Genomic DNA, 13,976 nt, shown 5'->3' on the forward strand with positions numbered 1-13,976 from the left:
AGGATGCGAGGCGAGGAATGGAGGCTGGGGTCGGAATTGAACCGGCGTACGCGGATTTGCAGTCCGCTGCATAACCACTCTGCCACCCAGCCGGGCGCCGTGATTCTAACGGCTAAGCAGAAGCGAAAAACCCCGGTGGAACCGGGGCCTTTCACGAATCTGGAGCGGGAAACGAGGTTCGAACTCGCGACCTCAACCTTGGCAAGGTTGCGCTCTACCAACTGAGCTATTCCCGCTTGGGGACGCGCATTTTAGCCGCTGATCTTTCGGAGTCAATGGAAGACGCAGGGCGGACGGCAAATTAGTTTCACGATCGTGTCGCCGCGCCCCGCACGAAATCTGCAAGACATGAGCCGCCCGCAACTCGTCGGTCCTTCAGCTGACGGTGTTCCTTCATGAAAGGCCAGGCTGCGCGCAGGTCCGGTACCGACACGGTGCCGCGAAGCGTGGGTGCGGGAGGTGCCGGCGTACCTGCGCGACCTGCCAGCAGATCGTCAGCCCTTGAGCTGATGATCTTCCTTCATGAAGGGCCAGGCCGCGCGCAGGTACACCACCATCGAATACACCGTCAGCACCGCCGCGACGAACAGCAGTCCGAACCCCAGGTCGTAGATCGGCAATCCGAAGGTGTCGTCGCGCCACAGCATCATGCCGATCGCGGTCATCTGGAAGCCGGTCTTGATCTTGCCGACGGTGCCCACCGCCACGCTGGTGCGCGCGCCGAGTTCCGCCATCCATTCGCGCAGCGCCGAGATCGTGATCTCGCGGCCGATGATCACCGCCACCAGCAAGGACAGCAGGCCTGCGGTGCTGCCGTTGGCCTGCGCGTCGTGCAGCAGCATCACGAGCGACACCGCCACCAGCAGCTTGTCCGCCACCGGGTCGAGGAAAGCGCCGAACTTCGACGTCTGGCCGAGCTGGCGCGCAAGCCAGCCATCGAACCAGTCGGTGATTGCGGCGATCGCGAACAGGATGCAGGCGGCCTGATGCGCGTAGGGCCAGTTCTTCAGATAGAACATCCCGAGCACGAGCGGGATGATCGCGAGTCGCAGCAGCGTCAGAACGTTGGGAATCGTCAGCGGCATGAGTCAGTGTCGGGGTTCCGCGCCACAGTTTCCACTGCGACGCCAAGGTCCGCTGTTCTCCTCAGCGGAAATGAGCATGGATGCGCGCCGCCAGCGTCGCGTTGACCCCCTCCACTTTCGCGATTTCGTCGACGCTCGCGCGCTTGAGCTGTGCCAGACCACCGAAGGCCTTGAGCAAGGCGCGACGACGCGTCGGCCCCAGCCCTTCGATCGACTCCAGGTCCGACGTCAGCCGCGCCTTTTCGCGCCGGCCGCGGTGCCCGGTGATCGCAAACCGGTGCGCTTCGTCGCGGATGCGCTGGATCAGGTGCAGTGCCGGCGAATCCGGCGGCAGGCGCAGCGGCAGTTCGCGCTCGGGAAGGATCAACTCTTCGAGGCCCGGCTTGCGCGTCGGGCCCTTTGCAATGGCGACGACGCGCAGGTTCTCGATGCCCAGTTCGTCCAGCGCTTCCAGCGCGGCGTTGAGCTGACCGAGGCCACCGTCGATGAACAGCACGTCGGGCTGCGGCGCTTCGCCGGTCTTGGCGCGCGCGAAGCGGCGCTTCACGGCCTGGTGAATGGCGGCGTAATCGTCGCCGGCGACGATCGCCGCACGCGGATCCTCACCCTCCGGCACGATGCCGACGTCGCCTGCGACGTCGACCGCCTCGATCCGCCCACCGGCACCCGAGGCCGCGTCCGGGTCGATGATCGCCGCGTCGCGGCTTTCGATATTGAATTTCCGGTACGCACTCTTCAGCGGCCCGTCCTGGTTGAAGACCACGCAGGACGCCACCGTGCGCTCGCCGCGCGTATGCGAGATGTCGAAGCACTCCATGCGCGTCGGCGGCTTGTCGAGGTCCAGCGCCTGCTGAAGCTCGAGCAGGCGCGCGTCCATGCTCGCCGACTCGACCAGTCGCGCCGACAGGGCCTGCGCAGCCGTGCTCTGCGCCATCTCCATCAGGCGCACTTTGATGCCGCGCTGCGGCTTGCGGATGGCGACGTTGCGCTTGGCGACCCGCGCGATCGCCTGCTCCAGCCACTCGCAATCCTCGGGCGGATGACTGACGAGGATCTCCGGCGGCGGCGGTTGATCGAGGTAGTGCTGGCTCAGGAAGCTCTCGATCAGCTCCTCGGGCGGCGCGTGCGCGGAATGCTTCGGAAAATGACTGCGATGACCCAGGTTCAAGCCATCGCGCACACTCATCACCACCACGCAGCTTCCCGAGGCGTGCGGCGCGCAAGCGATGACGTCGAGATCGTCGGCGCCACCGGTGATCGCGCGGTTCTCGCGTACGCGCTTGAGCGCGGCGATCTGGTCGCGCAGTCGCGCCGCGCGCTCGAACTCCAGCACTTCGGCGGCACGGTCCATTTCCACCGCGAGCTCGCTCGCCAGCTCGTCCGCCTTGCCCTCGAGCAGGCGCGAGGCGTTGCGCAGGTCGTGCGCGTAATCCTCCTTCGTCACCAGTCCGACGCAGGGCGCGGAGCAGCGCTTGATCTGGTGCTGCAGGCAGGGCCGCTGGCGGTTGGCGAAGAACGTGTCGCGGCAGGGGCGAAGCTTGAACAGCTTCTGCAACGTGTAGAGCGTCTCGCGCACGGCGCTGGCGCTGGGGAACGGCCCGAAGTAGCGATCCTTGCCGGACTTCGCGCCGCGGTAGTAGCCGATGCGCGGAAACTCGTGCGACGTGAAGCGCACGTACGGATAACTCTTGTCGTCGCGATAGACGATGTTGTACTTCGGCGACAGTTCCTTGATCAGGTTCGACTCGAGGATCAGCGCCTCATCCTCGGTGTGCGTGATCGTCACCTCGACGCGGATCACCTGCGAGACCATGGCCTCGATGCGAGGATCGCCGGAGGCGCGCAGGAAGTAGCTGCTGACGCGCTTGCGCAGGTTGCGCGCCTTGCCCACGTACAGCAGCTCCCCGCCGGGCCCGTACATGCGATAGACGCCGGGCTCGAGCGTGAGCTGCGACAGGAATGCCCGCGCGTCGAACCCGCCGTCCTTGGGACTCCCGGAAGACGCCTGCTGCGGCACGTCCACCGCCGTCATCGCACCGGAACGTAGGTCTCGGTGACCTGGCCCGCGCCGGAGGTGCTCGCGTTGGAGACGTACACGTCCCAGGGCGGACCATTGGTCTCGAAGCCCACCGCCTGCTTGTAGGCCATAAGCTTCTGCAGATGGGTCGACAGGCCGTCGTGCGGCCCGCGGTGGACCGAGCGCAGCGCGAGGCCCGCGTAGGACTGGCCGATCTTCACGTTGCGATCGGTGCGCGGCTGGGCGGTGCCGGCCGGAACCGGAATGGCGGCGTCGAATTCGTAGACCCCCTTCTCCGCGTCCCATTTCCTGCCGATGGCCAGCGGCGGACCCGAAGGCTTCACGCCATCGCGCGACAGGGCCGCCGTGATCTGCGCGTAGGCACGCTCATAGGCCTGCGCGATGGCGACCGGCTGGGTGCCGCTGCGGCCCGAGATATAGGCGATCGGCTTGGCGACCAGGTCGACCCGCTCCACCGGGAGGTCGGCGAAATCCGCGTCCGGCAGGCTCTCGACATGGGCCTTGAGCTGGGCCAGCCCGCGCTCGTAATCGGGGCCGACCATGCGCTCGAGCATCAGGCCGAAGTAGCGGGCCAGCAGGCTGGAGCCGAACGTCGACTCGTGCTGCCACAGCACCCGGGTGCCCGTACCTTCAGGCGTCAGTTCGAACTGCGTGGTGTTCTGAGCGTCCATGCCGGAGAACACCACGTGCACGCTCACGCGACTGTACGGAACGGACTCGATGATCTCCTGGCTGCCCGAACCCACCGACTCGATCTCGCTGGTCCAGACGAAACGGGCGCCGACTCCGTTGATCGGACCTTCCAGCTTCGTCTTCATGTCGGGATCGAGCTTGGCCCAGGGCGACCAGGCTTCGAGATGCCGGAAACCATCGAGCACGGTGAACACCGTGGCCGGCGGACGCTCGATGACGATGCTGCGCTCGAGGCGCGCACTGTCCGGCAGCATGAAGCCGATCGCGACGATCGCGACGACGAGCGCGGCAAAGCCGATCAGCAGCCCGTGAAACACCTTCTGGGGATTCAGATGCGAACTCCTGAAACGGTCGATACCCCGGAAGTCTCCGGCCTCATGGCATCGACGCACCCCGGGATCGTCCCCGGGCGATGCGATAGACGCGCCGCGATGCTACACCGTGGATCGGACCGCGCGGAGCCATGCCGGTTCCGGCGAAGCGGCCTAGAAACGCGCCGCCGTCAGCTTCACGTCCGCATGTTTCCACGCGGCCTGCAGCCGGGCCCGCGCTTCCTCGCTGGGCCGGCGCTGGACCTCCAGTGCGGACACCAGCCCGAACAGCGACCAGCCGTTCTCCTCGTTGCGCCGAAGGTCTTCCTCGAACACCGCCTGCGCCTGCTCGGCATGACCGGCCTCGAGCAACGCGGCACCCAAGGCCTGGCGGACCGGCATGTACCAGGCCGAGGGCTCGTCGTAGCTCAGCGCATCCTCGCGCTCGACCGCGGTCTGCAGCGCCGCGATGGCGGCGTCGTGGTTCCCGCGGGCCAGCGCGATCTCGCCGGCGAACTGGCGTTCCGCCACACCCAGCAGCGTGGCGAAACTGTTGATGCCCCAGACGCTCTGCTGCTCGAGGTCCGGATGCGCTGCGATCGTCGCCAGACCCTCGAAGCTTCGCTGGGCTTCCGCGATGCGTCCACCGCGCAGCAGCGCCATGCCGTGCGCGTAATGCCAGACCGCGGTCGGGTACGGCAGGTCGGCTGGCGGCGGTGGCTCCGCGAGCAGTTCGGTCCAGTGACCGAAACGCACCCGGGCGAGATATCGCGTGACCCAGTAGTGCTGCAGCGCGACGTATCCCGGCTGGCGCGAACGCTCCAGATCCATCGTCCGGGCCACTTCGTCGGCCGCCGCGATCGCGCGCGCACTCGAGCCCTCCATCATGCTGCTGGCGTAGAGGAAGTGATGGTTGTGCGGCACGTAGCCCTGCGGATACGTGCCCGAAGCCGCTCGACAGAGGTCGAGGTAGCGCGTATCGGCCTCGATGGCCCGCAGATTGGCCTCGGTCGCCTCGTGGTAGTGCCCGGTGCGCATGTAGATGTGCGAGGACATGTGCACGAGATGGCCCGCTCCCGGCGCGAGGTTCTGCAGACGCCGGGCCGCGTCCAGTCCGCGCCCGGGCGCGCGGGACGCCTCGATGGCGTGAATGTAGAAATGATTGGCGCCCGGATGATCGGGCTTCTCGCGCAGCACCTGTTCGAGCAGGGACACGATCTCGCCGGTCCAGGGCCGCGGCTCGCCGGAACGGTCGTACAGATCCCAGGGATGCAGGTCCATCAGGGCTTCTGCCAGCAGCGTCCGGGCATCGGCGTCCCCCGGATACCGGGCCACCAGTTCGCGCATGGCGCGGGCGTACGCCTCGTCGAGAAGGCCACGGTCCATCGGCGCAGGTTCCGCGTAGCGCGCCGCCAGCGCGTTGATGAAAGCACGCTCACGCGTGCGCATCCGTGGTGCCAGCAACTGCGCCTGCTGCAGCCGCATCCATGCGCGCGGCGCATTTTCGGCGGCCATGCCGGCATTCAGATGCGGACCGAGCACCATCGCGGCGCCCCACCAGCACATGCCGCAATCCGGATCGAGTTCGGCACCCTTGAGAAAAGCCCGTCCCGCGGCGTCGTGATTGAATCCGTACGCCAGGACCAGGCCCTGGTCGAACCAGCGGCGCGCATCGGCATCGCCGATGCCGGCGTCCATGTGATAGGTCCCGAGGCCGGGCAGCAGCTCGGCGGACGAGGCATCCGCGGTGGCCTTCGACGTCCGGTCGGGCCTTTGCAGCAGTCCGTACACGAACACGCCCAGCGTGAAGCTCACGACCGCCAACGCGGTGATGCGGCTTCGGCTCATCGTCGAGCGGCGCGTTCGACCCATCCCGGCGCCCCGAGCAAAGCGCTGCCCGACCGCATCCGGACACGCGCCGTCGCGACCCGTGCGACGGCGGCGAATCCCGGATCAGGCCGGCGACTGCTGATCGGTGAGCAGCGACAGGTCGACACCCTCACCCACCAGCAAATCCTTGCGCCCGACGAATTTGGGCTTCACGTACCAGACCAGCAACGGCAGCACGAGCAGCGCCATCACCATGTTGATCGACATGATCACGACCAGCAGCAGACCCATGTCCGCCAGGAACTTGAGGCCCGACATGAAGTACCAGGGCAGCACGCCGACAGTCATGATCGTGGCGGTGAACATGATCGCCTTGCCGGTGGTGCGCAGGGCCGCCGTGATCGCCTGGCCCCAGTCCTCTCCCTGCGCGTGGTACTCCTCGCAGATGCGCGACAGCAGGTAGATGCCGTAGTCGATGCCCACGCCCACGCCGATGGCCGCGACGATCAGCGAGTTCACGTCCAGGCCCACGCCCATCAGGTGCATCGACGCGATCATCACCTGGTTCGACAGGTTCACCGGCACCAGCAGGATCAGGCCAGCCACGAACGAGCGATAGGCATAACTGCACAGCAGGAAGATCGACACGTTCAGCAGACCGATCATCACCCAGTGGAAGCGGTCGACGACGCGATTCACCGCTTCCTGCAGCGCGATGATTCCGGTGGCGAGCCGAATGCGGAAGAACTCGTGCTCCTGCCCCACTTCCGCCACCGCCTTGCGGGCCGCGGCGAGCGCCGCATCCACGGTTTCCTGCTTGTTGTCCTTGTACCAGAGCGACACCGTTCCATGCTGCATGGTGTCGTCGATGACATGGCCGTAGTTCTTGGCGCTCGAACCCATCATCACGCCGATGGCGGCGGCGTTGATGGCGCGGTCACGGTTGTCCAGTTCGAGCCATTTCGGGCTGCCGCCCTGGAACAGACGATTCGACTCGCGCAGGTAGTCGTTGAACGACAGCGTGGCGCGCGGCGGATCCTCGCCCTTCTCCATGATGTTCTGAAGCTTGAGCATCGACATCACGGTTTCGGCCCGCGTGACGTTCCACTCTTCGGCCTCCGGCGTCTTGCTCTCGAAGACCAGCTCGAGCGTGTTGACGCCCGGGAAATGGCGGTTGATGGCGCGCACCGCACCGTTGAAGTCGGAGTCTTCCCAAAGCAGATTGGTACCTTCGACGGGATTGCCGATCTTGATCTGCAGCGAGGTCCAGGTCGCCGCCGCGGAGAACAAGATCACCACCGCCGCCGTGTAGCGGGCGCGGCTTCCGTACGTGAGTCTTGCGATGCCCGTCAGCAGCGCCTGGAACCGGCGATGCACGCCCGAGACCTCGCCATGTCCGATGAGCTTCTCGACGTTGTCCGGCGTGGGCAACGCAGCCAGCAGCAGCGAGATGAGGAACACGCCGGTGGGGATGAGCCACACCGCCCACATGCCGCAGAACAGCGCGTGACGCCACATCGCCGGGATGGGCGCCGCGGCGACCACCGCGATGCCGATGATGTCCGTGATGATGCCCAGGATCGACGGCGCCATCATCACGCCCATCGTGATCTCGGCCGCCTTGGCGCGATCCTTCACATGCGCATAGACCTCGTAGTAGCGCTCGGTGAACTGCACCGAGTGCGAGAACGATCGTGCAGTCAACAGCAGCGGCACCACCATCAGCAGCGGTTCGATCGACACATCGAGCCAGCCGACCAGTCCGAACGCCCAGATCGCGGCGACGGCGCTCGTGATGATCGGCGTCAGGATGCCCACGGCGTTGCGCATGTACAGGATCAGCGCCAGCAGCAGCGCGCCCACCGTCACGGCGAAGATCAGCAGCATCTGCGTCGTGTACTGGTAGACCCAGCCGATCAGGATCGGCTGGCCGGTGACGTAGACCTCGTGGTGCTCGTCGCGCGCATCCGCCGCCAGCTTCTGCACGAAATCGAACACCTCGCCGTACTCGACGCTGTGCTCGATGAAGGTCGCCGTGATCAGCGTCGCCGTGTCGTCGCCGGAGATCAGGAACACCTTGGTGTTGGGCGACTTGTAGACGCGCTCCTTGAACAGCGCCACCTCTTCGGGTGTGCTCGGCGCGATGTCGCCCATCAGCGGGCGCATGTCGATGCCGTACGGCGTGGCCTCCGTGTAACGCGCCTTGCCGGTCGTCACCGACAGGATCAGGTCGTGATCCACGCCCGGCGTCAGGTCGATGTCCCGCGTGAACTTCCAGACTTTCGCGATGGTTTCGGGGTTGTAGATGTCCCCGTCCTTGCGCTTGATCATCACCGCCACGGTCAGCGGATTGCCGAAATTCGGATGGTCCTTGAACGTCTGTACGAACGGATCGTCCGACGGCAACAGGTCCGAGAAGATCGTGCGCAGCTGGACCTTGGGCAGGCCGGCGATGAAGAACGCCGTCACCAGCGCGAAGAACAGCCAGGAAATTTTCTGGTGCGCGAGTACCCAGCGAGCAATGCGAAACCGCAGTGAATACATGTTCGGATGGCTTGTGTCCCGTCTTCTTCCAGCGGTTGGGCCGGAGGCGCGGGAGGTTCGAGTATCCGGCCGTCGAGCCGGTGCATGAGATCAAGTATGCCAGCGTTGCCGCTGGCGTCGGGTGCGGACAAATCTCCGCGTTCCGGTCCTTCCCGAGACCGCTCAGGGCACGAAGGCGGGCAGGCCCGGCTCGCTGACAGGGGTCTGCGCGGCACCGAGCACCAGCTCCACGCGGCGGCAGGTCGCGTCGTCCGGATCCAGGAAGCGATGGAATCCCATCGCGCGTGCCAGCTCCAGCATGGCCGTGTTCTCGGCCAGCACGATGCCCCAGACACGGCCGATGCCGCGACGCCGCGCGTGCTCGATCAGGGCGCCGAGCAAGGCCCGGCCCAAGCCCAGGCGACCGCAGTCCTGCCGCACCAGCAGCGCGAACTCGGCCGCCGCCCCATCGGGGTCCGCGATCAGCGTGCCGATCGCGCGAAGCGCCTCCGGTGCGTCGACCGCGTGGGCGACCAGCGCCAGCTCGCGGTCGTAGTCGATCTGCGTCATGCGCGCCGCCATCGCGTGACTGAAGTGACGGATGTGCGCGAAGAAGCGCAAGCGCACCGTCTCGGAATCCAGGCTCTGGAGAAGCTCGATTACCGAGGGTTCGTCTTCCGGGCGCACCGGCCTGAGTTCGTGTTCCTTGCGATCGCGCAGCCGCACGCGCTGACTCAGCGCGGCCGGATACGGCGCCAGCGCCAGCCGCTCGCGTTCGGGCGCCGGCCCGGGAGTCAGCAGCAGCCGCGCGTCGGCAGCGGCCCGCGCGCGGCCCTCGTGCACGACCAGGCGCAGGCTCACGCCCTCCACGTGCGGCTGGTTCATCGCGATCTGCGACAGGGCGATCAACGCCGCCTTCGCCGCGTCCACGTCGCGCCGGTCGAGCGTCGGTCCCGCTTCGAGTCCCGCCGAGGCCAGCAGCCGATCGGCCAGCAGCGCGTCGAGCGGCACGAAGCCGTAGGCCATCGCGTTGGCGATGCCCCGGCCCTCCACGCGCAGCCCCAGATGCATGCCCAGCTCCGGATGCCGCTCCAGCGACAGCTGCAGGATCAGCGAACCCGGCTTGATCCGTGACTGCGAGTCGATTCCATACGCGCGAAGCAATTCGAGCGCGGCGTCGGGTCGCGTGTCGGTTCCGGCACCGAGGTATTCGAGCAGGCGCTGTGTGACCTTCGCCGGATCCAGCTTCGAGGGCCGGATCCGCGGCGGCGTCTGCGTCAGCAACTCGCGGTTGCGCGTGTATTCCCAGCGATAGCGGACCGCACGAGCCGCCGCGTCCGGCGACGTGAACGTGGACTGTCCCGCCTCCGCGCTCAGCCGTCGCGATGGCAATGCGGATTCGAGTCCGAGCCAGACGGTGAGCAGCCGTGGCCCGAGATTCGCCTTGGCGAGCGATCGCGCCACCGGCTCGTGCGGGTGGCCCGCAACCGGACTGCGCACGTAGATCAGCACGTCCGCGGCGGCCGCCGCGAGCAGGAGCTGCAGCACGGCCACGCCGTCCTCGACCGAAGGGTCGCCGATGTCGACCGCTCCCGGCCGGAAACGCGCCGTCGGCAGTCGCGCCGTCACCTGTCGCTGCAGGGCGTCGGCCCATTCGACGATCAACAGCCCGTTGCGGATCACGGCGTCGACGGTGAGCGCGCACAGCGCCGCACCGTTGGCCACCACGAGCACGCGCGGCTGACTCAAGGCCGGCAGGCGCTGCAAGGCGGCCAGCGCGTCGAACAGTCCCGGCAGGCTCGGCACCTCGACCAGACCTGCGCGCGCGAACGCGGCCGACCGCACCGGGTCGGCGCCGGCGGCGGCGCGATCGGCCAACCGCGTCTGCAGGATCACCGTGGGCTTGGCGCGCGCACAGGCACGCGCCGCCGACATGAATTTGCGGGCGCCGCGGATCAGGCCCACTTCGACGGCGACGCTGCGCGTGGAATCGTCCAGCGCGGCGTAATCGAGCAGGTCCGCGACGTCGATGTCGCTCTCGCCTCCCGTCACCGCGACCCAGGAGAATCCGATGCGGCGCCCGGCGGCCCAATCGACGGCTGCCGCGGCGACGGTCTGGGACTGCACGATCAGCGCCTGCGATCCCGATGCCGTCTTCTGCGGCAGGATCGACGCATCGAAGCCGCTGGAGTGGGACAGGCCGACGCTGCGCGGACCGAGAATGCGCAGCGTGTATGCACGCGCCGCTTCGAGCACCGCGCGCGACGGCGGCTCGTGCAACGGCCACACGAGCGCGCGGCATCCGAGTTCGCCCAGACGCTCCACGGTCGCGGCGTTGGCGTGGCGCTCCTGCAGGATCACGCCCAGCGTCCGCTCGCTGGACGGCACGAGGGGGAGCACGAAATCGGCCACCTCCAGCGCCTCGCTCATCGTCACGCCCGACGCACGCACCTTCTCGAGCACGATCCGCTGGCCATCGTTCAACGGCTCACCGAGCCACAGCACGCGCTGCGGACGGAACAGCACGTCGAGATTGCGGATGGTCACGAGGCAACCACCGTCGTCATGCGATCAGAGTCCGAGGAACGGGTGCGTGAACGACTCGACGCTGCGCGCCAGCGCATGCAGGTCGTAACCGCCTTCCAGCGTCGCAACGACCCTGCCCTCGCAGCATTCCGCTGCGACATCGCGCAGCACTGCGCCGATCCAGTGGTAGTCGTCGTAGGTGAGTCGCAGATCGGCGAGCGGATCGCGCTCGTGCGCATCGAAACCGGCCGACACGATGATGAGCTGCGGCTGCTGGCGCTCCATCGCCGGCAGCCAGTGCTCGGTGACCGCGGCCCGGAAGGATTCGCTGCCGGCGCGCGCGTGCAGCGGTGCGTCGATGAGATTGGGCGCGTCCTTCGCACCCGGCCAGTGCGGATACAAAGGATCCTGGTAGGTCGAATACATGCAGATGCGCGGGTCGCGCCGGATGATGTCGGCGGTGCCGTTGCCGTAGTGGACGTCGAAGTCGATGACGGCGACGCGTTCGAGACCCTGGGCCAGCGCGTGCGCCGCGCCCACCGCCGCGTTGTTGAAGAAGCAGAAACCCATCGCGCGGTCGCGTTCCGCGTGATGCCCCGGCGGGCGCACTGCGCAGAACGCGAAGCTCGCGTGGCCCGCCATCACCTGCTCGACGCCGTGGACGACCGCGCCGGCGGCACGCAATGCCGCCTCGAGCGTCTCCTCGGTCTGGATCGTGTCGCCGTCGATCACCCGGGCGCCGCGCAGCATCGCACCCAGGTGCGCCTCGCCATGCACGCGCAATAGCTGCTCGTGCGTGGCCAGCGGCGCCAGCTCGCGGCGGAAGAAATCCATCGTGCCGCAGGCGCGCAGCCGATCCTCGATCGCGGCCAGGCGATCCGGACTTTCGGGATGACCGCGCCCCATGTCGTGGCGCAGGCAGGCCTCGTGCGTGATCCACAGCGGCGTCGTGGCGGCGATGCTCACGGCGAGATGCGAAGAGAAGCGACCGGACGCGAAGCGCGAACGAGGCGCAGGCCTCCCCGCTCCCGGACTTCATCCGGGCTACGGCGGGGATGGATCACGATCCCGGCTTCGACGTTCACGATGCGCTCCTGCCCAAAGCGCGACATTGCCGTCCATCGACGCGTCGAAGCAACCCCGGCCCTCCGCGTTTCAGAGGCGCGACGACTCCAGCTTGACGTCGGCATGCGCCCAGGCCTTGCCGAAACGCTCGTCGACCGCCTTGGCCTCGTCGTTGCGCTTCTGCGCGCGCAGCGACTGCGCCAGCCCGAACAGCGACCATCCGTTCTCGCGATTACGTTCCAGATCCTTACGGTACGTCGCTTCCGCGGCGTCGGGCTTGCCTGCCGCGATCTGCACGGCGCCCAAGGTCTGGCGCACCGGCTGATGCCACACCGGGGGCTCGTAATACACGAGCTGGTCCTCCATCTGGACCGCCGACTCGAGCGCCGTCAGCGCGGCCGGAAAATCCTTCGCCGCGGCGGCGACTTCACCGGCGAGCACACGCTCCGCGATGCGCAGCGAACCCGACAGCGGATGCAGCGGACCGATGAAGGCCTTCTCCCAGATCGGATCGGCGCTCGCCTTCGCCAGCTCGGCAAGATGCTGCTTCGCATCGTCCAGCCGCGCCTGTCGCACGGCCGCCATCCCCCGCGCGTAATGCCAGAACGCGGTCGGGTACGCGAGGTCGGATTCGGGTTTGGGCATCGCCACGATCTCGTCCCAGCGGCCGAGCTGCGTTCGCGCCTTGATCGGCGTGATCATGAAGTCTTGCAGGAAGATGAAGTCCGGGAGACGCAGCAGTTCGGGGACGCTCGCACGCCGCGACGTTTCGTCGGCCGCCGCGATGGCGGCTGCGCTGGCGCCTTCCATCGACGATGCCCACCACAGGAAGTGGTGGTTGTGCGGCACGTAGGCGAGCGGATACACCGCGATGCCGGGCTTGCACGTCGCCAGATACGAATCATCCGCCGCGATCGCCTTCTGGTTGGCGACCACCGCATCGTGGTACCGGCCGACGCGGGTATAGATGTGCGCCGGCATGTGCACCAGATGGCCCGAGCCGGGCAACAGGTCGGCGAGACGATCCGCGGCAACGGCACCGCGATCCGGATTCTTCGACGCCTCGACTGCATGGATGTAGAGATGCAGCGCGCCGGCGTGGTCCGGATTGCGCTTCATCACCGATTCGAGGGCGGCAACCAGTTCCGCCGTGTGATCCTTCTCGTCGCCCTTGGCGTCGTAGTAATCCCAGGGATGCAGATCCATCAGCGCTTCGGCGTGAAAGACCGCCGCGTCGAGATCGTCGGGCATGGCCTTGACCAGTTCTCCGGTCGACGCTGCATAGGCTTCATCGAGTGCGCGGCGGTCGGTGCCGGGCTTCTCGGCGTAACGCGCCGACAGCGCCTTGATGAAGGCCTGCTCGCGAGGCGTCGTCGTTGCGGCCAGCTCTTGCGCCTTGACGATGCGCGTCCACGCCTTGCCGTTGTTGCCCGGGTCCATTGGCGCGTTGACGTGCGGACCGAGCACCAGCGCCGCGCCCCACCAGCACATCGCGCATCCGGGATCGAGTTCGGCCGCTTTCAGGAATGATCGCTCTGCCGCGTCGTGGTTGAACCCGTAGGTGAGCGCGAGACCCTGGTCGAACCACTTCTGGACCTCGGGGCGGGTGCTGGTCACGGCGAACGTGTAGTCGCCCAGACCCGGCAGCAGCGTGGCGCCGACCGGCGCCTGCGGCGTGACGGCAACAACGGCGTCGGTCGCCGGCGATGCCGCGTGACGGTGCTGATACACGTACCCGACGCCGACCAGAAACCCCAACAGCGCAACGATTCCGATGACCGTCCGGTTCATGACGCCTCTCCCGTTGTTCTTGTCGGCACCTTGTCATACGCCCGCGACGGGGGCGGTGCAAGCGAAACCGGCGAGCCGCCGCCCGCTGTCTCCGAATCAACTGCCTCCGCACCG

At 67.3% G+C, this 13,976-nt stretch carries 8 protein-coding genes and 2 tRNA genes; all 10 read right to left on the reverse strand.

What is annotated here, in order from left to right; all coding sequences use genetic code 11:
* Positions 1-18: 18 nt before the first annotated feature.
* Positions 19-92 (reverse strand) — tRNA-Cys (locus DFR24_RS06790).
* Between the two features lie 68 nt (positions 93-160).
* A tRNA-Gly gene (locus tag DFR24_RS06795) sits at positions 161-236 on the reverse strand.
* A gap of 258 nt (positions 237-494) precedes the next feature.
* Positions 495-1,085, reverse strand: a complete 591-nt coding sequence (pgsA, locus tag DFR24_RS06800; RefSeq protein WP_133880540.1) for a CDP-diacylglycerol--glycerol-3-phosphate 3-phosphatidyltransferase — start codon at positions 1,083-1,085, stop codon at positions 495-497.
* Between the two features lie 61 nt (positions 1,086-1,146).
* A complete protein-coding gene (uvrC, locus tag DFR24_RS06805) occupies positions 1,147-3,117 on the reverse strand; it encodes an excinuclease ABC subunit UvrC (protein ID WP_133880541.1) in 1,971 nt (656 codons plus the stop codon).
* Positions 3,114-4,133: an SRPBCC family protein gene (locus tag DFR24_RS06810; RefSeq protein ID WP_133880542.1), complete on the reverse strand. Its 1,020-nt coding sequence runs from the start codon at positions 4,131-4,133 to the stop codon at positions 3,114-3,116. Before DFR24_RS06810 ends, uvrC begins: the two co-directional genes overlap by 4 nt.
* Positions 4,134-4,301: 168 nt before the next feature.
* On the reverse strand, positions 4,302-5,975 hold the full coding sequence (locus DFR24_RS06815; protein ID WP_133880543.1) for a tetratricopeptide repeat protein: 1,674 nt from the start codon (positions 5,973-5,975) through the stop codon (positions 4,302-4,304).
* Between the two features lie 105 nt (positions 5,976-6,080).
* Positions 6,081-8,501, reverse strand: a complete 2,421-nt coding sequence (locus tag DFR24_RS06820) for an efflux RND transporter permease subunit (RefSeq protein WP_133880544.1) — start codon at positions 8,499-8,501, stop codon at positions 6,081-6,083.
* Between the two features lie 162 nt (positions 8,502-8,663).
* Positions 8,664-11,027: a bifunctional acetate--CoA ligase family protein/GNAT family N-acetyltransferase gene (locus DFR24_RS06825; RefSeq protein ID WP_133880545.1), complete on the reverse strand. Its 2,364-nt coding sequence runs from the start codon at positions 11,025-11,027 to the stop codon at positions 8,664-8,666.
* Between the two features lie 24 nt (positions 11,028-11,051).
* The gene (locus tag DFR24_RS06830) at positions 11,052-11,972 is read right to left on the reverse strand and encodes a histone deacetylase family protein (protein WP_246051538.1); all 921 of its coding nucleotides are present in this window, start codon (positions 11,970-11,972) and stop codon (positions 11,052-11,054) included.
* A 189-nt stretch (positions 11,973-12,161) separates the two neighbouring features.
* On the reverse strand, positions 12,162-13,862 hold the full coding sequence (locus DFR24_RS06835; protein WP_162851081.1) for a tetratricopeptide repeat protein: 1,701 nt from the start codon (positions 13,860-13,862) through the stop codon (positions 12,162-12,164).
* Between the last annotated feature and the right edge of the window lie 114 nt (positions 13,863-13,976).

The organism is Panacagrimonas perspica (genome assembly GCF_004364935.1).
GTDB classification, from domain to species: domain Bacteria; phylum Pseudomonadota; class Gammaproteobacteria; order Nevskiales; family Nevskiaceae; genus Panacagrimonas; species Panacagrimonas perspica.